The following is a 24838-nucleotide window of genomic DNA, read 5'->3' as shown; positions in this document are numbered from 1 at the left end:
CTTGAGGTCAGTGGTCGAGCGGTGAGCGGTGGCCGAGCGTATTCGGTGGCGTCTGCGGTTCAGTCGTCAGAGACGGAGACGGCTACGTCGACGTTGCCTCGCACCGCGTTCGAGTACGGGCACACTTGATGCGCGGCGTCCGCGAGGGCCTGCGCAGCGTCGTGGTCGAGATCGGGAATGATCACCTCGAGGGCGACGGTGAGCTCGAATCCACCGGATCCGTTGGGGCCGATGCCGACCCGGGCTCCGACGCTCGAGTCACCGAGATCCACCTTCTGCGACCGGGCGACCATCTGCAGCGCCGAATGGAAACAGGCCGCATAGCCAGCAGCGAACAACTGCTCCGGGTTGGCACCCTCGCCCGAGCCGCCCATCTCCTTCGGGACGGCAAGTTGCAGATCGACGCGGGCGTCGGCGGTGCGGGTGCGCCCGTCGCGGCCTGCTCCGGTCGCGATGGCTTCAGCGATATAGACGGCATTCATCGTTAGTTCCTAACTCGATTGGGAGGGGTTGGGTGCACTGTGGGCCTCACAGAAGCGGACCGCGAGGTCGCGGAGCAAAACTGCATCGTCGACGGAGAGCTTGAATCCCTCGTAGACCCGCTCGCGAGCGGCGTCGACCACGGGCTGCAGTGCGTGTCCCGCCTCGGTCACGTGCACGGTGACCAGGCGTTCGTCGGACTGATCACGGCGTCGCTCGACGTACCCGCTCTTTTCGAGACGCCGGATCAGCGGCGACAGCGTGCCGCTGTCGAGGTGGAGTCGGTCGCCGAGATCACGGACAGTGACCGCATCCTCGTCCCACAGGGCGAGCAGCGTCACGTACTGGGTGTAGGTGAGTCCGAGTGCCGCGAGTTCTCCGCGGTAAGCACCCGAAGCCACCTTCGACGCCGAGTAGAGGGCGAAGCACAACTGCGATTCCAGCTTCCGATCTGCATCCACCCATTCATAGTTGCACATAACTCGATTGTGCGCAATCAAATTGTCGCGCTTAGGCCCTGGACGCCGCATCCGCGTTGCACGAAAACGCCGTCGGCCCCGCCTCCTGACAAGGGAGACGGGGCCGACAGCGTTATTGCGGTGTTCTCGGATCAGCGCAGAGAGAGGATCCGAGGGGTTGTCACCGGTGCAGTGTCACCAGCTCGACTTCTGCACGCCCGGCAGTTCGCCGGCGTGAGCCATGTCGCGCAGGCACACGCGGCACAGACCGAACTTGCGGTAGACCGAGTGCGGGCGACCGCACTTGTTGCAGCGCGTGTAGGCACGCACGGCGAACTTCGGCTTCTTGTTGGCCTTGTTGACCAGCGCCTTCTTTGCCATGTCAGTTGTCCTTAGCGTTGTTGTCCTTGAACGGGAAGCCCAGCGCGCGGAGCAGCGCACGGCCTTCGTCGTCCGTGGTGGCCGAGGTGACGACGGTGATGTCCATGCCGCGCGGCCGGTCGATGTTGTCGATGTTGATCTCGTGGAACATCGACTGCTCGGTCAGGCCGAACGTGTAGTTGCCGTTGCCGTCGAACTGACGGTCGCTCAGGCCGCGGAAGTCGCGGATACGCGGGAGGGCGATCGACACGAGGCGATCGAGGAACTCCCACATGCGGTCGCCGCGCAGCGTGGTGCGGGCGCCGATCGGCATGCCCTCACGAAGCTTGAACTGGGCGATCGACTTGCGAGCGCGACGGATCTCCGGCTGCTGGCCGGTGATCAGAGCGAGATCGGCGACGGCGCCGTTGATCAGCTTCGCGTCACGGGCGGCGTCACCGACACCCATGTTCACGACGACCTTGACGACGCCCGGGATCTGCATCACGTTGGCGTAGTTGAACTCGTTGTTGAGCGTTTCCCTGATTTCCTCGCGGTAACGCTGCTTCAGCCGCGGCTGAACCTTTTCGGTTGCGGTCATGTTCAGATGTCCTTCCCGGTCTTGCGCGAGATACGGACGTTCTTGCCGGTCTCGTCATCGACGCGGTAGCCGACGCGGGTCGGGTTGCCCTCGGAGTCGACGATCATCACGTTCGAGACGTGGATCGGAGCTTCCTGGGTCACGATGCCGCCGGAGCTCGCGCCGCGCTCGTTGGCGGAGTCTGCGACGTGCTTCTTGATGCGGTTGACGCCTTCGACGAGAACGCGCTCGCGCTTCGGGTAGGACTCGATGACCTTGCCCTTGGCGCCCTTGTCCTTGCCTGCGATGACGATGACAGTGTCACCCTTGTGGATCTTCATGAATCAGATCACCTCCGGTGCGAGCGACACGATCTTCATGAAGCGCTTGTCGCGAAGTTCACGGCCGACCGGGCCGAAGATGCGGGTGCCGCGCGGGTCGCTCTCGTTCTTGAGAAGCACTGCGGCGTTCTCGTCGAACTTGATGTACGAACCGTCGGGGCGGCGACGCTCCTTGGTGGTGCGAACGATGACGGCCTTGACGACCTCACCCTTCTTCACGTTTCCGCCGGGGATGGCGTCCTTGACGGTGGCGACAATGACGTCGCCAACGCCTGCATAACGACGCGCCGAACCACCGAGGACACGGATGCAAAGGACTTCCTTGGCACCGGTGTTGTCGGCGACGCGCACGCGGGATTCCTGCTGAATCACTGCTTGTCTCCTTGACCTGGATTTCTATGTCCGCCGGATTTCCGACCCGACGCACATGGTCTGCCGCCACCGAAACATGCGCCTGCCTGGTATTTCGCCGCGTGAACGGCTCCATGCCAGTGGGTTCGCATGCCGGCTCGCGGTGCACGCACCGCAGGCAACCGCTCTAGTGTAGGCGAAACGGCCGGTCAGGGACAAATTCCTAGCCACCGTCAATCACGAGCCGCCCCGAGCGAGTCGAGTCCGATGAGGGTTCACGCGAACTCCTGCAAGCTGACCGTGCCGTCGGCGGCGACGGAGATCGTCGCCGCGACCGCACGTCCGGCGGGCAGCAGCCGGACGGTGACATCTGCGCCTGGCTCCGCCTGATCGAGCGCGGCCGTCCCCGCGGCCCACACCCTCTCGACGAGTCGGGCACGATCGTCGCCCACGACGGCGAGCGTGGGCTCGTCCGCGACGGTGGGGTCGGTGTGGTCGTCGAGGAGGAGGACGCGGACCCCGCGCTTGCGCGCCGCCCATGCGGCGTCTGCCAGCGCGGGAACATCGAGTCCTGGTGCGCGGATCCGGTCCCGTAGCTGGGCTTCGACGAGCCGGCAGTGCGCCAGTTGCTCGTCGTCGAGGATTTCCCCCGCCGCGATCGACTGCAGCAGCGGCCGCACTCGCTCGTCCAGACGCGCCAACTGCTGGTCGCGGACGGCGCGGACGGCGAACGCCGCACTCTCCCGGCGAGCCTGTCGACGCAGCGCGAAGATCTGCTCGGCGCGCGGGCCGATCACCGTCGCGAACACCGTCATCAGGACGAGGACCCCGAGGTTGCCCGGGGTCATGATCACCAGATATTCACCGGAGTCGGCGCGGACCATCCCCGCCACCCCGATGGCCGAGGTCGAGACCACGAACGATATCCACGCGACGTCGACCCTCCCCCGCAGACACAGCAGGGCGCCGACGATCGCGGTGGCGCCCGCGCACGGCATGAGCGGTCCGCGCACCAGAGGTTCGACGGCCGCAATCACCCCGACGACGGCTGCGGTCTCGAGGACCACGACAGCGGCCGCCGACGACCGAGCCATCGGAGTGCCGGGAGCGCGCAGCGCGATTGCCCACGCCGCCCCCGTGCCGATGAACGACACCGCGTACAGGGCCGGCCACTGGAGCCCTCCTCCGCTGAGACCGAGGACGACGAACCCTGCCCAGACGATGACCGCCCCGATCATCACCTGCGGCGTCTGCAACCCGACGATCGCCGACGCGTCGTCGCGCGGACGTCCCCGCCACCAGATGTCTGGCACCTGAATGTCCGGCCCGGTCACGGTCGCGCCCAGCCGACCTCGACGGTCGTCCCCCGCCCGGGTGCGCTGCGCACCCGAGACCAGCCGCCCACCGAGTCCATCCGGTACCGCACACTCGATCGCAGGCCGAGTCGGTCGTTGGCGACCTCGGTGGGATCGAATCCGATCCCGTCGTCGGCGACCACCACCGACACTCGACCGTCTGCGACGTCGATGGCGACCATGACGTCGGCGTCGGCGCCCGCATGTGTTCGGGAGTTCCGGACCGCCTCGCCGACCGCCTCCGACAGTGCGCGGACCGTCGACGAATCGAACGACGATGCCGTCGACGTGTCGACGTGGACCACGGTCTCGACGGTCGAGTCGATCGCGGTGCGGATCCGGGCGACGAGCTCGGTGCCGGACACCTGTTCGTCGTCGCCGTCGTGGCCGGCGAGTGCGTCCAGTCGCGCCAGCGCAGACGACGCGAGGTCGACGACTCTCGGGTCTCGCCGATCGGCGCCGACGGCGACGAGGGTGGAGATGACGTGGTCGTGGATCAACCCGTCGAACCGGGTGAGCTCGTCGTTACGCACGCTCGCCGCCACCAGGTCGGCGGCTTCGGACCGGGACGCGTCCAACGATGCGCCAGCACGCACCACCATCGACGTCACGTAGACGAACGCCGAGGTGAACAGCATCCCGAAGACCGCTTCGCGGGCCATCGCCCCGACATCGACGCCGGGGCTGTGGGCGAGCGCGGTGTACGCCGCGGCGCTCTTGCACACGACGAGCACGAGGAGCGCTTCGCGTACTGGTCGGACGATGGCCACCGCGACCGCGGCCAGCCCGACGAAGTCGAGCATCCACACGGCGGGCTCGGCCGACTCGCCGACACCGGCCAGCCCCCACACCCCGGCGGCGGCCACGGCGCCGACCGGACAAGCGATCGCGGTGACGAGCGCGCGACGTTGCGGGGCCCGCGCCCACCGGACCGCGAGCAGTGCCAGGCCGGGACCGAACGCGAGGATCGTGCCGACGATCGGATACCAGCCCGCGACCACTCCGTTGGCCTCGACGAGCATCGCGGGCAGCGTCACGATCAGGTAGACGACGTATCCGACGGCGATGATCGTCGCCATGACGATGACGATGCGGTCGTGTTCGACCGATGGCCGGCGCCCACGACGGCGACTGGCCTCGACACCGTCCGGGGACGGCCTCGAGGCCAATCGTCTGAGTGCAGAGACAGTCGCCACGCGGCGCCTCAGCTGGTGGTCGCCGGACCGGTCACCAGACGTCGAGCGTGGTGTATCCGTCTTGCAGGGCACGTGCCAGCAGGTGCGCTTTGGTCGGCGCGGACCGTCTGACGGCGCCGTACTTCGCGCGGATCCGCGAGATGTGCGTACTGACCGTCGACGCCGAGATGAACAGACGCGCCGCCGCATCCTCTTTCGACTCGGAGGCCAGCCACGCGAGCAGCACCTCGACTTCGCGCGAGGACAACGCGGGCCGAACCAGCGTGGGGTCGCCCGTGGCGAAGAACGGTGGCACGCCCGCGGGTCTGTGCTGGGCGGGGCTGCTGAGGGAGACGACCGGCGTCTGACTCGGTGCGCTCATCGGCTCGACCTGAGTAAGGGGCTTGGGGGCAGCGGTCATGGGAGCAGCGGTCATGGGAGTCCTCCTGTGAGAAACCGACCAACGGGGTGAAACACCTACGTGCGGCATTCATCACGTCAGGCTCAAATACAACCGTACGAACACACGACATCCCGCGGTAGACCCAGAGCTGGTGACACCGGTTATCTGAACACCGGGACTGGGGTCACTCGCCTCGCGCGCGGTGCGGCATCGGCAACCACCCGTCCTCGACTGCGCGCTTGAACAGGTCGAGTTTGGTGTGGGTCGGCCGCCCGGCGTCGGCGTACTTCTGCCGGATGCGTTTGAGGTATTCGTTCACGGTGTCGGGAGCGACGCCGAGCTCCCGACCCACGCTCGTCGACGTGCCCCCGGACGCATAGAGAGTGAGCACCCGTTGCAGTTGCGGACTCAGGTCGACAGCGTCGAGATTGGGGTCGCCGTCCACGGCCGCGGCCCACTCGGTCGTGATGACGCCTTCGCCCGCCGCCGCGGCACGGACCGCGTCCAGGATCTCGTCCTCCGAGGCGGATTTCAGCACGACGCCGAGAGTGCCCGCGCGCGCCGCGGACCGCAACAGGTCCGGATGCTCGCCGGAGGTGTAGACGACGGTGCCTATCCCCCGCTCGGTGAGCCGCTCCACGTTCTCGCGCGGAGTGGTTCCGTCGTTGAGTCGGAGATCGAGGATGACGACATCGAGATCGGCGGCGGTCGTGAGGAGTTCGGTCACGGTGGCTGCCGCACAGACGAAATCAAGGTCGGCTTGAGGTTCCAGAATCCGGTCGATCCCCCACACCGGTGACGGATGGTCGTCGACCATCCCCACCCGTACTGCCGTTTGCGATTCCGTCATCACGACGTCCTTCTGCTGTTCGCCCCTGCTCCGACCACTTCATCGGAATCCTCTACCCAACGTAGTAGATACCTCGGACAATTCTCGCCTCATCGAATCGGCCACGAAGCCCGCCGGGCTCGCCTAGCGTCGACGACATGCCCGATTCGAGCCACCAGGTTCTCGGCACGCGAGTGTCGATGCCCGTCCATATCCGTTCCGCCCGCTGCTTCGTCGCCGGGTTCACCGCGTCCGAGTCCGCAGTCCGGTCCGCCATCGCCTCGCGGGGCGACGTCGAACTGGCGCCGTTGCGGGTCCGTCCCGGCCGCGCGATGTGCATGCTCGTGTTCGTCGATTACGTCGACGGCGATCTCGGTCCGTACAACGAGTTCGGCGTCTGCTTCCTCGTGCAGGATCCCGACCGTGCCGCGCCGTCGCCGCTGCGCGCGCTCGGGTCGTTGGTGAAGGGCGACGCACACGCACTCATCCACGAACTCCCGGTCGACGGCGAGTTCACCCTGGCCGCCGGGCGCGGGATCTGGGGTTTCCCCAAGGTGCTCGCCGACTTCGACGTCGACCACGACTCGGCGACGAAGACCGGTCGGGTGAGTCAGGACGGCAAGCTCATCGTCGATCTGGCGGTCCGACGCGGAATCGGCGTCCCGGACAGTACGTCCGAAGCGGTGCTTCAGTCGTATGCGCAGTTGGACGCGGTGACCCGGCGCACCCCCTGGCGGTTGACGTCGACGACGGGCACTCGCACTCGAATCGGCGGAGCGACGCTGCGTCTCGGTGACCATCCGATGGCTGACGAACTGCGTCGACTCCAGTTGTCCCGGCACGCCCTGATGACGAGTTCGGTCGAGAACCTGTCGATGGTGTTCGAGGACGCCGTCGACATCGGCTGACCACCGGAGTCCACGGCGCGCCTGGCCGTCAGCGCGCCTGTGCGTCGCGGGCGAGTTCGGCCACGTAGGCGGCGAGGCCGGCGAGCGTCTGGCGGCCGCCCTCGATCGCACCGTGCTTGCGCACCGCCTCGTCGCGAAGCTCCTCGGTGGCGAACACCGTCCGCATCTCGACCCGAGTCGTCTGCCCGATCGGTTCGAAGGTCAACACCGACTCGAACGTGTTCGGGTCGTCGCTGTATTCGCCGTGCAGCATGGCGATCCGCTCCGGCGAGTCGATCTCCGTCCACGTGATCCATTCGGGGTAGTCGGTCCCGTCAGGTCCGTGCATCACGAACTCCCACACTCCGCCTGCCCGGAATTCGAACGCCCGCGTAGTCGTCGTGAACCCGTGCGGCCCCCACCATCGCGACAGGTGACGCACCTGCGTGAACGCTTCGAACACCAGCTCTCGCGGTGCATCGATCACCCGGGAGATCACGATCTCGCGGCCGCCTGCGGACAGTGCCGCACCGGTTTCGGTCTCACTCATCGACTTGCCCTGCCTTCTTGTTGGGGTTGTTGCTGCCTTCTCGAGTTCGTGCTTCCTCTTTGAGTTCTTGCACGTAGTCGTCCAGCCGGTCGAAGCTCTCGTTCCAGAACTGCTCGAATCCACCGGCCCACTCGTGGACTGATCGCAGCCCGTGCGCATCGAGCGAGTAGAGACGCTGCTTGCCGTCCCTACGGTCCCGAACGAGGCCGACTTCACGGAGCACCCGCAGATGCTTGGACACTCCGGGTTGGGTGAGCCCCAGTTCCTCGGCGACCGCGGTCGCCGGACGCTCCCCGCCCCGAAGCAGCATCAGAATGTCCCGACGCCGCACTTCGGCGATCGCGTTGAAGACGTCGGACGTCGTCGCTGCTCGAGCCATGCCAACAATATATTCCCATATGGGAAAGTATTCAAGACGAATGGACTCGCATAGTTAGCGACCTGCGAACCTTCCGCCAGAAGACCGTCATGTTAGGTTTACCTCACACGAGGAAAGGAATCTCATGACCGTCTCTCCCGCTTGGCGTCGCCCGCTCGTCGGCGTCGTCGCTCTCGCCGCAGGCGCCGCCATCGCATTGACTGGTTGCTCGTCAGACGACGACACCGCAGCAGACTCGACCGCGATGTCGTCGACGTCGGCCGAGCAGTCCGCCGGACAGTCCGCTGAACTCGACAACGCGCAGGCCCAGACCATTCTGCGCACCGCTGTCGACCCGGCGACCCCCGAAGCGGACTTGGACGCGATCGTCGAGATCACGAACCCCGGCGTGAAGGCCGCTCTCGTCGGCTACGCCAAGGGTTCGTCGAAGGCCGGTTACACGCCGGACATCTACACCGTGAAGTCGGTGAAGGTCGACGGCGACAAGGCCACCGCCACCGTTGCGGTGAAGTCGCCGCACGCGCCAGCCCCGGTCGACATGGACTTCGCGTACGTGAACGTCGACGGCACATGGAAGCTGTCGGCGACTGCTGTGCAGGACCTCGCCTCACAGATGTCCGGTCACGGCCGCTAGTGCCACTCGGCACTTAGAAGCGCTGGCCGGTCAGTCGACCGACCCTCCAGAACGCCAGACGAGGACGCCACTGCGACGCCCGGCGACCCGACGGATGATTCCGTCCGCGGTCACCACGGTGATCACCGCGACGTCCTCGCGGCCGCTCGGCAGGATCCGAGCGGTCACCACTCCCGAACTCGCCGCGGCCAATGTCGCGGCGAGTTCGGTGTGCAGCACCGTGGCGTCGTCGGCGGACAACTCCGTCCGACTGTCATCGAGGACCCGCACCGCGACGCCCGCACCGCGCGCCGCCGCCAACGACGTCTTCGTCTGCGCCGACCACCACCCGCGGCCGCGCACCGCGTCCCGCAGGTTGTGCTCCACCAGGCTCGCGCGCATCGCAGCCGCCTCGTCGAACTCCGCACCGTCGGCCACTCGCTGCAGGTAGGGGCGGACTTCGTCATCGAAACGCCGGAGTCGTTGAGCGCGTTCGGCCGCCGTCGCAACGGTCACGGCAGCCGACCGAGCCGCCTGGACTCGGCGCTCCTCCAACGCACCGGTCAACCGGAGCATCGGCCGCACCAGCGACGCCATCAGCGTGGCGGGCAGCAACGCCATCACCATGCGCACGGTGAGCTGGCCGCCTGCGACCGCGGTGCCACCGCGCTGCATCGACCAGATCACGGCGATCGCCAGAGCCGCGCCGCACACCGTCCACGCGGCGGCGGCACGCCCGCGCAACGTCAACAGTCCCGCGACGACGGCGAACACGACGAGCGGAGCGCCCGCCTGCACCCAGACGCCCGCGGCGAGCGGGGTGGCCCACCACGCCGCGGCGACGGACGCGACTCCGACGACGGCGACAGCGAGCGTGCTGCGCGACGGCAGCGGGTCCTCGTCGCCGAGGAGGACGCGGTGCGCGGCCACCGACAGTCCGAGCACGGCGACCGCCTCCAGCACCCACTGCGCCGGTGTCCTCGCGTCGCCGAACGCGGTGGCGCGCACCGCGACATAGACCACGAGCAGTCCGGTCACCGCCACGTGCAGCCGCCGGGTCCGCAGGCCGAGCATCACCGGCATGCCCACATCCGTCGTCATCTGCCCAGACCCGATCTGCCCCTTCCCGATCTGCCCCGTCCCGATCTTCGCTGTCCCGATCTGTCCCGTCCCGATCTTCGCTGTCCCGCGGCGGGCAGTCATGAGCGCACCCATTCGAGGGAGACCATCGTTCCGTCGCTCGGCGAGGTACGGATGTCCGAACGGCCACCGGATAGTCCGGCCAGTCTGCCGGTGATCCCGACGGCGATCCCGGACCGGTCGGGGGCTATCGCGGCCAGGTCGAAACCGCACCCGTCGTCGACGATGCGTACCCGAATGCCCTCGGCGGCGATGTGTCCGACGACCGCCGTCGAGGCGTTCGGACCCGCGTGGGCGACGGCGTTCCCGACTGCTTCGTTCAGTGCGTCGCCCAGGATGTCCACGACGTCGTCGGGAAGGTCGACGGCATCGTCGGCGGCGTCGACCGCCACGAGCACGTCGTCGCCGAATGCGATCGCTGATTCGCGGAGTCGGACGACGGCGTCCGCGACGCTGGTCCGATGCCGCGCCGGGGCGTCCGCGACGATCCCGTCGAGCTCGTCCATGGCGATCTTCGCCTCGGCTCGGCGGCGGCCGTCGGGACGTCCGGGAGTGATGTCGCGCAGCACTCCGATGACGCGGTCGCGGACGACGGCGTCCATTCGCCGACGTTCGGCTCCGCGGGCCGCCGCGGTCGCGGTCTCGACAGTCTCGGCGAGCACTGCGCCCCGGCTGCGATCGACGTTGCGCGCCATGTGCATCGCGGTGCCGAGCATGGTGAGGAACACTGCGAGCATGCCGAACGTCATCGCCTGATTGAGGTAGGCGTCCCACCCCTGTCCCCCGAAACCGATCCGCTGTTGGACCGCGGCGAGGAGCGCGAGGCCGCCGAGCGCGTAGGCGAGCGACCACCAGACGGGAAAGACGGTGGCCAACGCCAACGCCGGAAGCGCCACGTTGTTCGCCATCCAGATCGGCGGTGATCCCCCGACGTCCGACACGGCCCCCGACCACGCGGGGAACCAGAGGATGAGCATGACGACGTCGACGGCGGCGAGGAGCACGATCGTGGCCCGCACGACGCCGATCCGCTGCTCGGCGCGACCGGAGGAGGTCCCGCCCCAGAGGGCTCCGGCGAACAGGAGCACTGCGGCGAACAGGAGCACTGCGGCGACGACCACAGCAGCCACCGACACCGGTGTCCACCAGGACGCCGTCAGTTGCGCGCCTTTGCGCATCGGGATCACCGATACGCACGAGACGACGATCGTGCAGACGGCCACCGTGAGCGACGCGGCACGACGCATCCGGGACTCGTTCACGCTTCGACCGTCCGCACGACGAAGCCGTCGGCCCCCAGTTCGATCCGTCGCCGGATCGCTCCGGACACGACGACGACGGTCGCGACGGGATCCCGCCCCGCGGGCGCGATGCGGGCGACGACGTCGCCGCTCGTCAGCGTCGCCAGCTCGGATTCGAGCACCACTGCCGCCGCCTCGACCACGGCGGCCGAACGGTCCGGGCCGAGGGCGTCGAGTCCACCGTCGTCGAGGACCGCCACCGATACACCCCGACGTCGCGCATCCCAGACCGAGGCACGCACCCGTGGCACGTCCAACGCACGACCGCGGATGCCGTCGCGCAGCTTCGCTTCCATCAGTCGCGCATCGATGACGTCGTCGTCGGTCACCTCGTGCCCGTCCGCGATACGACTCAACAGCGGTCGGACGCGGTCGTCGATCCGCCGAATCCGGTCCTCGCGGTCGGCGGCGTCGTGGCGGCGGTCCTGCACGTCCTTGTCGTCGGCCCGCTGCCGGCGCCCGAGGGCCCGCATCTCCGCCATCTGCGGGCCGAGTAGAACGGCTCCGCAGGTCCCGACGAACAGGATCGTCAGGCTCGCACGCGGCAGGACCGCGTTGAACCACCGTGCCGACTCGGTGAACGGGCCGAGGATCAGCCCGATTGTGATGTTCGAGGAGATCGCCGCCCACACCAAGGCAACGCGGCCTCCGAACATGAGGATCACCGCGACCACGGTGGCCGTGGCCAGCATCGGCTGGTAGGCGGCGAGACCGGGTGCGTGAGCGTACGCGGCCGATCCCCATGTCGCGGCGACGCCACCGACGGTCAGGAGCGCGATCGCCCGCGCCCGGGCGTCGGTGAGCTCCGCGAATATCGTGCTGCTCAGCGGGACCGCCGCAGCGACGAACAGCACGAACGCCGCACTCATGCCGATCCAGCTCACCGTGTCGAACCCGACCTCGATCCCACTGTGCACGGTGTACGCGCCAAGAGCGGCGAAGTAGATCACGACGACACCCAGGACGAGCATCCGCACGGCGGGCGGTCGCCCGAGCCGCTCACCGATCGACGGGTTCACGGCCTCTCCCACCGCAGACGCACGCGGGTGCCGTGGCCGGGCGCACTGAGGACGCTGCTCGACCCGCCGGGGACGGCAGCCATGCGGCCGGTGATGCCGAACGAGACGCCGAGCCTGCCGGGTGGAGTCTCGTCCGGGTCGTAGCCGATGCCGTCGTCGGCGACGGTCACGGTGATCTCGTCGTCATGCACCACGGCGAGCACCACGCACGATGCCTCCGCACCCGCGTGCCGGTGGAAGTTGCGGACGGCTTCGGCCGCCGAGTCCAGGAGCGCCGGGGTCGTGTCGCCGTGATAGCGAGCCGTGACCGACGCATCGACGTCCGCGCGGACGGCGACGTCGGCGCCCAGCCGCGCCACGGTGGTCCGAAGTCGTTGGACGAACTCTCGAGCGTCGACCGGGGCGTCCGCCTCGATCGGCTCGTCCCACCAGTGGTCGAGTTCATGGAGTACCGCCGCTGCCGCGGACCTCGTCGCAGACGTCGGGCGCCCCGGCGGGAGGGCGAGCAGGAAGGCGATGATCCGGTCGTGGACGAGAGCGTCGGCGCGCCGGCTCTCGATGTCGCGGATGTCCTCGCGTGCGAGGTCGCGGGCGGCCGCCACGGTCGCCGACCGGGTCTGATCGAGTCGGCGGGCGAAGGCGACGCTGGTGGCGCCCATCGCCAGGAAGACCGCGCACCACGCGATCGACCACACCGACCGAAGGACCGTGTCCAGACCGTAGTCGCCCGCCGAGGCGACGGCTTCGCTCAGCGCGCCTGCGACGACCAGGTTGGTGACCGCCAGGACGGGTCGTTCGGCGAGGACCAGCGCCAGACACGCCAGCGCGGGAATGATCGTGAACCAGACGATGATCGTCGGGTCGGCGTCGCCGCTCCGAGTGGACGTCCCGTTCCACGCGACGAACCACAACGTCATGAGGACCAGGTACGCGATCGCGGCGGCGGCGGCGACGGGCAGGAGACGGTCGAGTCGGCCGCTGACTCCCACCCAGAACAGGCCGAGTCCGCTCGCCACCACGACGACCATGCTCAGCGGGAGCCACCACGATGCGGCGAGACCGCCGAACCTGGCGAACGAACTGGTGGCCGCGATCAGGTAGACGAAGTATGCGGCGCCGGCGATCGCCGATCCGACCGCCTGGAGCGTCTGCAGGGACGAGCGGCCTGTCTCGGCACCGCTCACGACGGTAGCGAGCCGACGTACGAGAGGCATGTTCGGCTGATCGGTGAACACTCGCGGCGCGCTCCTCTCGATTCGGCACCTCATAATCGCATGAGGGGCTGCGCCGCAGAAACGAATCGGTCCGCCGGTCTGAATCAGACCGGCGGACCGATTCGAAGTCAGTGCGGGGTGTGCGAGTCAGCCGACCGATCGCAGGGTCGGCGCCGCAGTCACAGCCGGTGCGGCGGCGACATCGCGGCCGAGCCAGCGAATCATCTGGTCGACGACGCTGGCGCGCTCGGCGGGTTCGAGGTCGACGAGGCTCGGCGCGGTATGAAGCAGCGCACCGGTGAGAGCGCTTTCGAGGGACATCCCGTGTGTCCCGACGATGCGTCGGTAGTCGTTGATCGCTGCTTCCAGAGCGCCGAAGGTCACGGCGTCGCCGCTATGTCGGACCGCGACCATCCAGCTGCCGGTCTCCGACCGGTCTGCCACATGGATGCACAGGTCGGCAATCCACCGATCGCGAATGGCTTGATTGGTCGTGCCCATCGCCCGATCCCTCCGTCTCACTGCGTCCCCCAAGCGCCGCACCTGCCGGTGAAAGGCTGTACGCCTTGGGCCCTACGTCAGCGTAACTTAGGGATGACTCACCCGCTAGACTTCACAGCTCACGACCAGCAAACTTGTTCATTCGATCAACTGAATCGCAATCGTTCCAGATTCCATGACCTGGGGCGATCAAGGATCCTTGTCGTTCGAACGTACAAATCTGTTATGAAACCGTTACCCCAAAACGGCTCGCTACGTCCACCAAGGCTATTTTGACTTGTCGGCTTCCATCGCGTCGATGAGACTTTGCGGACGCAGATCGGTCCAGTTCTTCTCCACGTATTCCAGGCACGCAGCACGCGAGTCCTCGCCGAACACTTTGGTCCAGCCTGCCGGGATATCGGCGAACGTCGGCCACAGCGAATGCTGGTTCTCCTCGTTCACAAGCACGTAGAACCGGCCGTCTTCGTCATCGAACGGGTTGGTCATGTCTGTCCTTTCTCCATGCACGCATTCGTGCACAATTCTCCAGTAGGTTACCGCCGCGGCGCGTCATGCACTTGCGGTGTCGCGCTCCCTCGCCGACGCGGACGCGCCGTCATCTCAGCCGGTGCAACGCAGCCTCGATCACCGGTCCGATCACCGCCAACGAGTCCTCGTCGGCCATCCCGAGATGGTGTGTGTCCACGTCGGTGCCGAGGACTCGTCCGGAGACGAACGGCCGCCACCGCGCGGCCAGGTCCGTCCCTTCCGGCTTGTCACGCACCGCAGTGAACAGGTGCAACGGCCCGTCGAACACGTCGGCCCGGTGCGTCGGAGTCATCGCATCTGAGCGCACGAAACTGTCCATCACCCGCTGGACCTGGTCCTCCGTCAACAGTCCGGTGCGGACGATCGACGTCCGCACCACGTCCGCGACATCGTCTGCCCCCGCCGCCGAGGACTCCTCCGGAAGGTTGAACAGTTCGCGCCAACCGCCCAGCAGGTCGCCGACGACGTCCTGCGCCGACGTCTCAGACGCCGGGGCCGCGTGGTGATGGGCGGGCAGGTCATCGTCGCCCGCGGGCGCAGCATCCATCACCGCGAGGAAGTCGACCGTCTCGCCGCGGCCCTGGAGCTCGACTGCCATCGCGTGCGCGACGAGGCCGCCGAGCGACCAGCCCAGCAGGTGGTAGGGGCCGGTCGGCGACACGCGCCGGATCTCGTCGACATAGCGTTTCGCCAGCTCGGTGATCGAGGCCAGTTCCGGTTCGCCCGCGACCACCGCCGGATCCTGCAGCCCGTAGATGGGGCGGTCGGCGAGGTGCGGCGCCAGCCCGCCGTAGAACCACGCCAGGCCGCCTGCCGGATGGACACAGAACAACGGCGGTCGGCGGCCTTCGGTCCGCAGGCCGAGGAGCACCGACGCACCGGCGTCCACACCTCGCTGCTGCGCGTCGATCCGCGCCGCGAGCCCGCGGACGGTCGGGTCGTCGAACAGCCAGCCCAGCTGCGCGTCTGGGTCGAGTCGTTCACGCACGGCGGCAAGCACCCTGGTGGCAGACAATGAGTTGCCGCCCAAACTGAAGAAGCTCGCCGTGGCCGACGTCTTCTCGATGCCGAGCACGTCGGCGAAGATGTCGGCGAGAATCGTCTCCGCGTCACCGTCGGGTTCGACGTACTCCTCGTCCGACGCGGCGAAGTCGGGTGTCGGCAGCGCCTTGCGGTCGATCTTGCCCGCCGTGTTCAACACGATCTCGTCGATCACCGTCCAGACGGTCGGGCGCATGTACTCCGGCAACGAGTGAGCGGTCTGCGCGCGAACGTCGTCGAGGTCGACGTCCTGGCCCGGCACACCGGCGAGATAGGCGACGAGATGGTCGCCGCCACCGGGTGCCGTCGCCACCGTCGCGGCCGCGTGCATCACCGAGTCGATGCCGTTGAGCACCGCTTCGATCTCACCGAGTTCGATGCGTTGGCCGCGGAGCTTCACTTGGAAGTCGGTGCGACCCAAGTACTCCAGGGCTCCACCCGCACCGTGTCGCACGAGGTCGCCGGTCCGGTACAGGCGCGAGCCTGGCATCCCGAACGGGTCGGCGACGAAACGCTCAGCTGTCAGTTCGGAACGGTCCGCGTACCCCCGCGCCACTTGGACGCCGCCGACGTACAGCTCGCCGGGTGTGCCGAGCGGGACGGGTCGGAGCCGGTCGTCGAGCACGTACGCGGTGGAGTTCCACACCGGGACGCCGATCGGGACGGTGCTGTCGTCGGCGTGCGCCGACACCACGTTCGCGAAGGTGATCTCCACTGCGGCTTCGGTCGGGCCGTACAGGTTGTAGAGCGCGGCGTGAGCAAGCGCGGACCGAGTCTGCGCGGCGACCGACGGGGGCAACGCCTCACCCGTCGTCGACACGTACCTGATGCTCGTGAGCGCGCGAACGCGTTCGGTGCCTGCGATGTCGAGGAACACGGCGAGCATGGACGGAACGAAGTGCACCATCGTCACGCCGGTCTCGGTGATGACGTCGCACAGGTACATGGGGTCGAGATGCCCGTCGGCCTTCGCGACCACCATGCGGGCGCCGACCATGAGCGGCGCGTAGATCTCCGGGACCGAGCAGTCGAACGTGTACGGCGTCTTGAGCAGCACGGCGTCGGTGCGATCGAGAGGCATCTCGTCGAGTCCCCACCACAGCCGGTTGACGACCGCCCGGTGCGACAGAGTGACGCCCTTGGGGCGGCCCGTCGATCCGGACGTGAAAAGGGTGTACGCGGCGTTGTCGGTCCGCAGCGGCGAGATCCGGTCGCCATCGGTGACCGGGAGCGTCCGCGGGTCGCCGCGATCGACTGCGCTGTGCGCGTCGACCGACACGATCCGCACAGTGGAGCCGAGTTCGGCGATAGCGGGACTGACGTCGGCGTGCGCCGACACCAGCACGGTGGCCGCACCCGACGTGGCGAGCATGTAGTCGACACGCTCACTCGGCGCGTCGGTGTCGATCGGTACGTACGCGCCGCCTGCGGCGCCGATCGCATGGATCGCCAGCACCATCTCCACCGTGCGCGGCATGCAGACGGCGACCGCCCGATCGGGGCCGACTCCCGCGTCGATCAGGTCGCGGGCCAGCGCGCTCACCCATGCACCGAACTCCGCATAGTCGATGCTCCGCCCCTCGTACACGATGGCGGTCGCTGCGGGCGACGCCTCGATCTGCGAGTACAGCAGGTCCGGCAGGACGGACGGCGCCACGTCGTGGGAGGCTCCGACGGCCAGTCGGTCGGTCTCGCGCCGTTCATCGTCGGTCCGCAAGTCGACGTCGCCGACCGCTCGGTCCGGTGTCGCCGTCAGGTCGTCGAGCATTCGCACCAGGCGGTCGGCGAACGCGACGACCGTCGACTCGTCGAACAGGTCGGTCGCGTAGATGATCGAGCCGGCCCAGTCCTCGCCGTCGCCCGCGGTCCAGACACCGACGGTCAGGTCGACCTGTGCGACGGGGGCGCCCGGGTCGATCGGGGTCACCGTCAGCCCGGCGACGTCGAGGGAGCGAGTCCGTTCGACATCTGCCCCGCTGTCCTGGTCGAACGAGAGCTGCACCTGCATGAGCGGCGCGAACGCCTGCGATCGAGCCGGGTCCAGGCGCTCGACCAGGTATTCGAACGGGACGTCGGCGTTTGCCAGCGCGTCCAGTCCCACGCCTCGTGCTTGTCGCACCAGTTCGGTGAAGCTCATCGAACTCCGCACCTGAGTCCGCAAGACGAGCGTGTTCACGAACATGCCGATCATATCGTCGAGGACGGCCTGCCCACGGCCGCCGACATGTGTTCCGACGGCGACGTCGTCGACGGCCGCCAGGCGAGCGAGCACCGCGGCGAGACCGGCGTGCACCACCATGAACGGTGTCGCATCGACACGCGCGGCGAACGTCTTGATTCGGGCCGCTACGTCTGCGGGAACGGTGAACTCTGCTTTCGCGCCCGCCATCGTCGCGACCGCGGGTCGCGGCCGGTCGGTCGGCAGGTCGAGGACGTCCGGCAGTCCGGTCAACTGCGGGCCCCAGTAGTCGAGCTGTCGTCCGACCACCGAATCCGTGTCGTCGACGGAACCGAGTTCGCGGTGCTGCCAGAGGGCGAAGTCGGCGAACTCGATTGGGCGAGGCTCCCACGCCGGCGGCGAGCCCGCGGCCCGCGCGAGGTAGGCGGTCACCACGTCGCGTAGCAGCGGCGCGAGCGACTGTCCGTCGCCCGCGATGTGGTGCAGTACCAGCAGGAGCGCCGTCCGGTCGCCTTGATGCATGAGACGCGCTCGGATCGGAAGGTCGGTTCGGACGTCGAACCCGGCGTGCACCGCGGCGAGCACATCGTCGAGACGGTCGACGACCGCGACGTCGAGCAGGTCGGTCAGCCGACTGATCGGCGTGATCACCTGCTGCCCGTTCCCGGTCGGGCCGGTGGCGAACACCGTGCGCAGCACCTCGTGGCGGGTGAGGACATCGGTCAGCGCGGCCCGGAAGGTGTCGTCGTCGAGGTCGCCGTCGATCCACACCGCGAGCGGAATGTTGTACGCGGCGGAGTCGGGTTCGAGCTGGTTGATGAACCACATCCGCTGTTGCGCGAACGACAGCGGGATGTGCGCCGGTCGCGGGACCACCGCGGTGATCGGCGCGGCGGCACGCGCACGGCCGGCGACCGCCGCGACGAGTTCCCGCACGGTCGGCGCGTCGAACACGTCGCGAACACTCACCTCGGTGTCGAGGGCTTCGGCTGCCCTCGCGGCGAGTCGGGTGGCGGCGAGCGAGTTGCCGCCGAGGTCGAAGAACGATTCGACGACGCTCACCAGGTCCTGGCCGAGGAGGTCGCCGAAGACCGATGCGACCAGGGCCTCGGCGTCGCCGACGGGCGCCACGTATTCGGTGCTCCCGAACTCCGGCCGCGGCAGTGCGCGACGGTCGACCTTTCCGGAGGCGCCCAACGGCATCGTCGCGAGCCGGACCCACGTGGTCGGTCGCATGTAGTCGGGCAGCCGCTCGGCGAGCGTCGCGGCGACGTCGGCCTCGTCGACGGTGTCCGGGGCGAGGTATCCGACGAGTTGCGGCCCGCCCGGAGCCTCTACGACGGCGGCCGCCGCGTGGACCACGCCGGGCACGGCCGCGAGCGCCGCCTCCACCTCGCCGATCTCCAGGCGCTGGCCGCGCAATTTCACCTGGAAGTCGACGCGGCCGAGGTATTCGATCTCGCCGCGGGCGTTCCAGCGGACCCGGTCGCCGGTCCGATACAGTCGCCCGCCTGCCACGTCGAACGGGTCCGCGACGAAACGTTCGGCGGTGAGGTCGGGGCGGGACGCGTAACCGCGGGCCACCTGGGGGCCACCGAGATACAGTTCGCCCGGCACCCCGACAGGCACCACTCCGAGCGCGTCGTCGAGTACGTAGGTCGTCACTCCGGGCAGCGCGCTCCCGATCGGCACCGTCGGACGATCGTCGACGATGTGGTGGGAGGTGACGTCGACTGCCGCCTCGGTCGGCCCGTACTGATTCTCCAATCGCACGGCGGGCAGCGACCGACGCACCCGAGACACGAGTTCCGCGGCGAGCGCCTCGCCGCCGGACGTGATCCGGCGCAGTGACGTGAGGGTGCTGACGCGGTCGCCGAGGACGTCACAGAACGCGGCGAGCATCGGCGGGACGAAGAAGGCGACAGTGACGCCCGTCCGACCGATCACGTGCTCGAGGGCCGTCGGGTCGCCGTGCGCGCCCGGCGCTGCCACCACGAGCGTCGCCCCGGTCGCGATGGTCCCGAAGATCTCGACGACCGATATGTCGAACGTGATCGGCGCCTTGTGGAGGACCACGTCGCTGGTCGTCAACTTGCCCAGCGACGCTTCCGCCGCCAGCCGGTTGGTGATCGCCGCGTGCGAGACCGTCACGCCCTTGGGGCGGCCTGTCGATCCCGACGTGAACAGGGTGTAGGCGGCGGTGTCCGGACGGATCGGCCCCGACCGCTCCTCGTCCCGGACCGGCGCGGCGGCCTCCGCCGGCGATGAGCAGTCCACGACCACCACCGGTGCGAGACCGCGATAGCGGTCGCGCACCGATTGCGGATCACCGGAGGTCAGCACCAGCGCGACGCCCGCGGTCTCGACCATGTACCGGCAGCGGTCGTCGGGCAGGTCGGTGGTCATCGGCACGAACTGCCCACCCGCCGCCGACACCGCGTGCAGTGCGACGATGAGCTCCACGGAGCGGTCCATCTGGACGCCGACAGCCACCTCGGGTCCGACGCCCGCATCGATGAGTGCGCGGGCCAGCGTCGACACCCGATCGGCGAACTCGCCGTACGACACGGTGCGCTCGCCGAACACGATCGCCGCGCGGTCGGTCGGCACGATCGGCGCGACCATGCCCGGAACCGGCTGCGACGTCTCCTCGCGTACTCGATCAGTCACGCTGATCCACCTCCTGTACTCGGGTGTTCTCCTGGACTCGGGTGTTCAGGGCGGGCAATGTGCGCGCCGAACCGGTCGGCTCCGGTCCCCGCGACCACCGCAGTACCTGATCGCGTTCGGCGCGTGTCATCAACGGCACCGCCGAGATCGGCGTGTCCGGGTTCGTGGCGAACTCGTCGAGCATCGTGATGAAGCGGTCGCCGAACACTGTCGCGGTCGCTTCGTCGAACAGGTCGGTCGCATACACGATCCGGACCGCCCAGTCGCCGCCCCGGTTCGCCTCGACCGTCACCGACAGGTCGTAGTTCGCGGGCACGACCGGCGGTTGCACGGCCGACACCGACAGGCCTGCCACCTCGGGCGCATCGCCCGACGCGGTGGTATCGGTGAGGCTCACGATCACCTGCGCGAGCGCCGCGAACGCCTCGGACCGGGTGGGCTGCACCCGCTCCACGACAGACTCGAACGGTGCGTCGGCGTGGTCGAACGCCTCCACGTCGGTGTCACGGACGTCGGCGAGCAGGTCCGCGAACCGTGTCCGCGGCCGGATCGGCGTCCGCAGGATCAGGGTGTTGACGAACATGCCGACCAACGGCTCGATCTCACGCTGCCCGCGACCGGCGATCGGGGTCGCGACCGCGACATCGTCGGTCGCGGCCAGCCGCGACACCAGCACGGCGAGCGCCGCGTGGACGACCATGAAGGGTGTGACCCCGGAGTCGGCGGCGACCGCGTCGACCCGGGCACCGGTCGTCCGGTCGATCGGCAGCTGCACCATCGCACCGCGGTGCGACGCGACCGGCGGCCGCGGCCGGTCGGCAGGCAGATCGATCACGTCCGGCGACGCCGCGAGACGCTCGGCCCAATACTCGAGTTGGCCGCCGATCACCGAATCCGGGTCGTCGGGCGTGCCGAGTGTCTCGCGCTGCCAGATCGCGTAGTCGGCGAACTGCACCGGAAGCGGCGGGAAGGCCGGGGCCTGCCCGGCCTGCCGCGCGAGGTAGGCGGTGACGATGTCGGAGATGAGCGGGCGCATCGACTCGCCGTCGCCGATCAGGTGATGCAACACCGCGAACAGAATGTGCTCGTCGGGACCCACCTGGAGCAGACGGACCCGGAACGGCACCTGCGCCGCCACGTCGAAACCCGTGGCTGCGGCCTCTTCGACGGCGGCCATCGTGTCGACGACCTGCCAGTCCGGGGTGGCCTTCGGCGTACCAGCGTCGTGGACCAGTTGGTGCGGCTCGCCCGCCGACTGCCCGAATGTGGTCCGGAGGATCTCGTGGCGTGCCACCACGTCGTAGACCGCGCGGCGCATCGCGTCCGCGTCGAGGTCCCCGTGCAGGCGCACCCCGATCGGGATGTTGTACGCAGCGGTGCCGGGAGCGAACTGCTCGATGAACCAGATCCGCTGCTGGGCGAACGAGAGCGGGACGACGTCGGGGCGCGGCGACACCGCACGCACGGACCCGAGTGCCGGGCGGGCGTCTGCGGCGTCGATCACCGAGGCGAGTGCCGCCACGGTGTCCGCGCCGAACACGTCGCGCACCGACACCGCGGCGCCGGTCCGGTCGGACAGCTGGGCCGCATATCGTGCGGCCGACAGCGAGTCGCCGCCGAGTTCGAAGAAGCTCGCGTCGACAGACACCGTGTCGGGCTCGACGCCCAGGACTGCGGCCGCAACCTCGACGACGGCGAGTTCGGTCGGGCCGGTCGGCGCCGCGAACTCGCCGGTCTCGACGACCGGCTCGGGCAGCGCCCGCTTGTCGAGTTTCCCGACGGGCGTCAACGGCAATGCGTCGAGCACAGTGACCGATCCGGGAACCATGTGCGCGGGCAGTGCTCGACTCGCGAACGTGCGCAGCTCGCCCGGATCGACGGTGCCGTCGAGCACCACGTAGGCGGCGAGCGACGTGGCGACGGATCCGCCCACACCGACGACGACAGCCGACGCGACCGCCGGATGTCCGGCGAGTACCGCCTCGATCTCGCCGAGTTCGATGCGGAGCCCACGGAGCTTGACCTGCTCGTCGGACCGGCCCGTGTACTCGAGGGTCAGCGCTCCGTGACGATCGGTCGCCCACCGCACCACGTCGCCGGTCCGGTACATGCGGGCGCCCGCCGTGCCGTACGGGTCGGCGACGAACCGTTCCGAGGTCAGGCCGGGCTTGCCCGCGTACCCGCGCGAGAGCGCGTTGCCGACGACGTACAGTTCGCCCGGTATGCCGACCGGGACCGGCCGAAGCCGGTCGTCGAGCACCATCAGATCGACTCCGCCGATCGGGCCGCCGAGGTGGACCGGCTCGCCGACCTGCAACCTCGCGCTGATCGTGATGCCGATGGTCGTCTCGGTGGGACCGTACAGGTTATGCAGGTCGACGGCCGACGACCACTGGTCGACCACGGCCTGCGGCACCGCTTCACCGCCTGCGGCGACCGACGACAGACTCGGCACCCGGGCCGGATCGAGTGTCGCGAGCACCGACGGCGTCAGGAACGTGTGGGTCACACCGTGCCGGGCGATGAAGGCTTCGAGTGCGACGCCGCCGACCGCGTCGGACGGACGGTACGCGATGGTGCCCGCGTTGACCGTCGCCAGTAGGTATTCGAGCACCGAGGCGTCGAAGCTCGGCGACGCGAAGCCGAGCACGACCGGAGCCTGCTCGGCGTGCAGGCGCACCGACTCCTGGCCGGCGAAGTTCGCCAGGCCCGAGTGGGTCACCGCCACCCCCTTGGGGCGTCCCGTCGAACCCGACGTGTAGATCATGTACGCCAGGTTCTCCGGCGTGATCGGAGCGAGTCGTTCGGCCGAGCCGATCGGCGCGGGCGACCGACTCGCGACGTCTGCGGCTACGTCACGATCGTCGAGACGCACCCATTCGAGCGCGTCTGGCGACGACGGTCCCGAGTCGAGCGGCCCGCAGTCCGCCGTCGCCAGACCGAGCACCGCCGCCGAGTCCTCGACCATCGCTGCGACGCGATCGGCCGGATAGTCGGGGTCGATCGGCACATACGCACCGCCGGTCTTGGCGACGGCCCAGATCGCGGTCAACAACAGTGCCGAGCGGCGGATGGCCAGCGCGACGGGCCGTTCGGCTCCGACACCGCGTTCGATGAGCATCCGGGCCAGCCGGTTGGACCGCTCGTCGAGTTCGCGGTAGGTGAGCTCGACGCCGTCCGCGTCGACCACAGCGGAGCGTTCCGGAGCGCGCCGGGCCGCAGCGGTGAACATCTCCGGCAGCAGCACCGGCGGCGTGCCTGCGCCCGCGGTGGCGGGCAGGATGCCCTGGGCCTGCGCGTTCGGCACGTCGATCAACGCGAGATCGTCGAGGGTCAGGTCGCCGATCCCGCTCTCACCGTTCCCGCTCTCACCAATCCCGCTCTCACCAATCACCGTGAGAATACGGCCGAGCGTGTCGACGAGCGATCGAGCGCGTTCGGCCGGGACCTGGTCAGGCAGGAATTTCAACGTCAACGCGATCGACTGATCGTCGCCAGGGTGCGGTGCGGCCGACAGGGTCAACGGATAGTGCGTCGCATCCGATGCGTCCACGCCCGTCAGTTGCAGGGCATCGGACGGCTGGTCGCCGTCCGCGCCCGCCGTCGCGGGGTCGAGCGGATACGACTCGTAGACGAACAGCGTGTCGAACAGCACCGGGTGCCCGGTCGCCTCGCTGATCTCCGCCAACCCGATGTGCTGGTGGCCGAGGACCCTCGTCTTCGCGGCCTGCACCGCGACGGCAGCGTCAGCGACGGACACGCCACCGCCGACGGTGACGGCTGCGGGCAGCGTGTTGATGAACAGCCCAATGGTGGCGTCGGCGCCGTCGACCTCCGCGGGGCGTCCCGCGACCGTCTCGCCGAATACGACGGTCGGCGAGTCGACGAGTCGGGACAGCAGCACCGCCCAGCCGAGTTGGAGCAGCGTGGACGTGGTGACGCCGAGTTCACGCCCGCGGGCGTGAATCCGTGCGCCCACCCCGCCGTCGAGCTCGGTGCGAACCTCGAGGGGTTCGCTGTCGACCCGATGCCGATCGCCGCTGCCGACCAAGGTCGGTCCCGCCACGTCGGAGAGGACGTCGCGCCACGCCGCGCTGTCGGCCGCCGAGTCCGTGTCGCCCAGCCACCGCAGGAAACGGTGGTAACCGTCGACCGTCACCTGCGGTGCGGCATCCGCCGGACCGGCGTACGCCGACAGGATCTCCGCGAGGAGGAGCGGACCGGACCAGCCGTCGAGGACCAGGTGGTGGTTGGTGACGATCAAGCTCGACTCACCGTGTGATGCAGCCACCAGCGTGAACCGGATGAGAGGCCCCTCGGCCACGTCGAACGGGTTGCGGCGTTCGGCGGCTGCGACGGCGGCCACGTCGGCAGCCGGCTCCGCGATCTCCAGTCGGACGGTCGAGGCGTCCGGGACCACGGTGACCGGGGTGCCGGACGCGGTGCGTACGAACGTCGACCGCAGCGCGGCGTTGCGGCCG

At 68.8% G+C, this 24838-nt stretch carries 22 protein-coding genes (1 of these 22 only partly in view); 2 read left to right on the top strand and 20 right to left on the bottom strand.

Annotated features, from left to right (window positions below; translation table 11 throughout):
* Positions 1-59: 59 nt before the first annotated feature.
* From L5G28_RS06625 to L5G28_RS06580, 10 genes are all read right to left on the bottom strand, one after another.
* A complete protein-coding gene (locus L5G28_RS06625; protein ID WP_237000833.1) occupies positions 60-482 on the bottom strand; it encodes an organic hydroperoxide resistance protein in 423 nt (140 codons plus the stop codon).
* Positions 483-491: 9 nt separating this feature from the next.
* Entirely contained in the window at positions 492-941 is a 450-nt protein-coding gene (locus L5G28_RS06620) for a MarR family winged helix-turn-helix transcriptional regulator (protein WP_236996228.1), read from the bottom strand.
* A gap of 192 nt (positions 942-1133) precedes the next feature.
* On the bottom strand, positions 1134-1319 hold the full coding sequence (locus L5G28_RS06615) for a type Z 30S ribosomal protein S14 (protein ID WP_183370365.1): 186 nt from the start codon (positions 1317-1319) through the stop codon (positions 1134-1136).
* Position 1320: 1 nt separating this feature from the next.
* Complete coding sequence (rplE, locus tag L5G28_RS06610; protein WP_237000832.1) at positions 1321-1899, bottom strand: 50S ribosomal protein L5; 579 nt, start codon at positions 1897-1899, stop codon at positions 1321-1323.
* A 2-nt stretch (positions 1900-1901) separates the two neighbouring features.
* Positions 1902-2219 (bottom strand): 50S ribosomal protein L24, encoded by a 318-nt coding sequence (gene rplX, locus L5G28_RS06605; RefSeq protein ID WP_236996226.1) that lies wholly within the window; start codon positions 2217-2219, stop codon positions 1902-1904.
* 3 nt (positions 2220-2222) lie between these two features.
* A complete protein-coding gene (gene rplN, locus L5G28_RS06600; protein WP_237000831.1) occupies positions 2223-2591 on the bottom strand; it encodes a 50S ribosomal protein L14 in 369 nt (122 codons plus the stop codon).
* 254 nt (positions 2592-2845) lie between these two features.
* Positions 2846-3904: a DUF8320 family protein gene (locus L5G28_RS06595; RefSeq protein WP_237000830.1), complete on the bottom strand. Its 1059-nt coding sequence runs from the start codon at positions 3902-3904 to the stop codon at positions 2846-2848.
* Positions 3901-5004, bottom strand: coding sequence for a sensor histidine kinase (locus tag L5G28_RS06590; RefSeq protein WP_237000829.1), 1104 nt, complete (start codon positions 5002-5004; stop codon positions 3901-3903). The genes L5G28_RS06595 and L5G28_RS06590 overlap by 4 nt, the downstream gene beginning before the upstream one ends.
* 148 nt (positions 5005-5152) lie before the next feature.
* Positions 5153-5536 carry a response regulator transcription factor gene (locus L5G28_RS06585; protein WP_237000828.1) on the bottom strand — a complete coding sequence of 128 codons (384 nt, stop codon included), beginning with the start codon at positions 5534-5536 and terminating at the stop codon, positions 5153-5155.
* Between the two features lie 151 nt (positions 5537-5687).
* On the bottom strand, positions 5688-6353 hold the full coding sequence (locus L5G28_RS06580; protein ID WP_237000827.1) for a response regulator: 666 nt from the start codon (positions 6351-6353) through the stop codon (positions 5688-5690).
* A gap of 137 nt (positions 6354-6490) precedes the next feature.
* Between L5G28_RS06580 and L5G28_RS06575 the strand changes: the two genes are divergently transcribed.
* Positions 6491-7240, top strand: a complete 750-nt coding sequence (locus tag L5G28_RS06575; protein WP_237000826.1) for an acetoacetate decarboxylase family protein — start codon at positions 6491-6493, stop codon at positions 7238-7240.
* Positions 7241-7268: 28 nt separating this feature from the next.
* On the opposite strand, the gene L5G28_RS06570 is transcribed toward L5G28_RS06575, so the two are convergent.
* Together L5G28_RS06570 and L5G28_RS06565 are read right to left on the bottom strand one after the other, a co-directional pair.
* Positions 7269-7769 carry an SRPBCC family protein gene (locus tag L5G28_RS06570; RefSeq protein WP_237000825.1) on the bottom strand — a complete coding sequence of 167 codons (501 nt, stop codon included), beginning with the start codon at positions 7767-7769 and terminating at the stop codon, positions 7269-7271.
* Entirely contained in the window at positions 7762-8148 is a 387-nt protein-coding gene (locus L5G28_RS06565) for an ArsR/SmtB family transcription factor (RefSeq protein ID WP_237000824.1), read from the bottom strand. The genes L5G28_RS06570 and L5G28_RS06565 overlap by 8 nt, the downstream gene beginning before the upstream one ends.
* A 124-nt stretch (positions 8149-8272) precedes the next feature.
* Here L5G28_RS06565 and L5G28_RS06560 point away from each other — a divergent pair, with 124 nt between their 5' ends.
* On the top strand, positions 8273-8782 hold the full coding sequence (locus tag L5G28_RS06560; protein WP_237000823.1) for an MTB12 C-terminal domain-containing protein: 510 nt from the start codon (positions 8273-8275) through the stop codon (positions 8780-8782).
* A gap of 30 nt (positions 8783-8812) precedes the next feature.
* Here the strand turns inward: L5G28_RS06560 and L5G28_RS06555 are convergent, their stop codons facing one another.
* The 8 genes from L5G28_RS06555 to L5G28_RS06520 all read right to left on the bottom strand — a co-directional run.
* Complete coding sequence (locus L5G28_RS06555) at positions 8813-9964, bottom strand: DUF8320 family protein (protein WP_237000822.1); 1152 nt, start codon at positions 9962-9964, stop codon at positions 8813-8815.
* Entirely contained in the window at positions 9961-11163 is a 1203-nt protein-coding gene (locus tag L5G28_RS06550) for a sensor histidine kinase (RefSeq protein WP_237000821.1), read from the bottom strand. Before L5G28_RS06550 ends, L5G28_RS06555 begins: the two co-directional genes overlap by 4 nt.
* Complete coding sequence (locus L5G28_RS06545; protein WP_237000820.1) at positions 11160-12221, bottom strand: hypothetical protein; 1062 nt, start codon at positions 12219-12221, stop codon at positions 11160-11162. The genes L5G28_RS06550 and L5G28_RS06545 overlap by 4 nt, the downstream gene beginning before the upstream one ends.
* Complete coding sequence (locus tag L5G28_RS06540; protein ID WP_237000819.1) at positions 12218-13456, bottom strand: sensor histidine kinase; 1239 nt, start codon at positions 13454-13456, stop codon at positions 12218-12220. Before L5G28_RS06540 ends, L5G28_RS06545 begins: the two co-directional genes overlap by 4 nt.
* Before the next feature lie 126 nt (positions 13457-13582).
* Complete coding sequence (locus L5G28_RS06535) at positions 13583-13936, bottom strand: hypothetical protein (RefSeq protein WP_237000818.1); 354 nt, start codon at positions 13934-13936, stop codon at positions 13583-13585.
* Between the two features lie 267 nt (positions 13937-14203).
* On the bottom strand, positions 14204-14425 hold the full coding sequence (locus tag L5G28_RS06530) for an MbtH family protein (protein ID WP_237000817.1): 222 nt from the start codon (positions 14423-14425) through the stop codon (positions 14204-14206).
* Between the two features lie 109 nt (positions 14426-14534).
* Positions 14535-20357 (bottom strand): non-ribosomal peptide synthetase, encoded by a 5823-nt coding sequence (locus L5G28_RS06525; RefSeq protein ID WP_237000816.1) that lies wholly within the window; start codon positions 20355-20357, stop codon positions 14535-14537.
* Positions 20350-24838, bottom strand: the 3' portion of a protein-coding gene (locus tag L5G28_RS06520; RefSeq protein ID WP_237000815.1) for a non-ribosomal peptide synthase/polyketide synthase. The gene runs 21230 nt beyond the window's last position; the window shows 4489 of its 25719 coding nt (coding positions 21231-25719); the start codon falls outside the window, past its right edge — the gene reads right to left on this strand; its stop codon occupies positions 20350-20352. Before L5G28_RS06520 ends, L5G28_RS06525 begins: the two co-directional genes overlap by 8 nt.

It is taken from the genome of Gordonia liuliyuniae (assembly GCF_021739025.1).
Taxonomy (GTDB): domain Bacteria; phylum Actinomycetota; class Actinomycetes; order Mycobacteriales; family Mycobacteriaceae; genus Gordonia; species Gordonia liuliyuniae.
This window is presented reverse-complemented; position numbering and strand designations above follow the sequence as displayed.

Excerpts from the sequence above, each read along its gene's own strand:
- L5G28_RS06625 (WP_237000833.1), bottom strand. The coding sequence starts at position 482 with ATGAATGCCGTCTATATCGCTGAAGCCATCGCGACCGGAGCAGGCCGC.
- L5G28_RS06615 (WP_183370365.1), bottom strand. The coding sequence starts at position 1,319 with ATGGCAAAGAAGGCGCTGGTCAACAAGGCCAACAAGAAGCCGAAGTTC.
- rplE (WP_237000832.1), bottom strand. The coding sequence starts at position 1,899 with ATGACCGCAACCGAAAAGGTTCAGCCGCGGCTGAAGCAGCGTTACCGC.
- rplX (WP_236996226.1), bottom strand. The coding sequence starts at position 2,219 with ATGAAGATCCACAAGGGTGACACTGTCATCGTCATCGCAGGCAAGGAC.
- L5G28_RS06590 (WP_237000829.1), bottom strand. The coding sequence starts at position 5,004 with ATGGCGACGATCATCGCCGTCGGATACGTCGTCTACCTGATCGTGACG.
- L5G28_RS06585 (WP_237000828.1), bottom strand. The coding sequence starts at position 5,536 with ATGACCGCTGCTCCCATGACCGCTGCCCCCAAGCCCCTTACTCAGGTC.
- L5G28_RS06580 (WP_237000827.1), bottom strand. The coding sequence starts at position 6,353 with ATGACGGAATCGCAAACGGCAGTACGGGTGGGGATGGTCGACGACCAT.
- L5G28_RS06575 (WP_237000826.1), top strand. The coding sequence starts at position 6,491 with ATGCCCGATTCGAGCCACCAGGTTCTCGGCACGCGAGTGTCGATGCCC.
- L5G28_RS06570 (WP_237000825.1), bottom strand. The coding sequence starts at position 7,769 with ATGAGTGAGACCGAAACCGGTGCGGCACTGTCCGCAGGCGGCCGCGAG.
- L5G28_RS06565 (WP_237000824.1), bottom strand. The coding sequence starts at position 8,148 with ATGGCTCGAGCAGCGACGACGTCCGACGTCTTCAACGCGATCGCCGAA.
- L5G28_RS06560 (WP_237000823.1), top strand. The coding sequence starts at position 8,273 with ATGACCGTCTCTCCCGCTTGGCGTCGCCCGCTCGTCGGCGTCGTCGCT.
- L5G28_RS06555 (WP_237000822.1), bottom strand. The coding sequence starts at position 9,964 with ATGACTGCCCGCCGCGGGACAGCGAAGATCGGGACGGGACAGATCGGG.
- L5G28_RS06535 (WP_237000818.1), bottom strand. The coding sequence starts at position 13,936 with ATGGGCACGACCAATCAAGCCATTCGCGATCGGTGGATTGCCGACCTG.
- L5G28_RS06530 (WP_237000817.1), bottom strand. The coding sequence starts at position 14,425 with ATGACCAACCCGTTCGATGACGAAGACGGCCGGTTCTACGTGCTTGTG.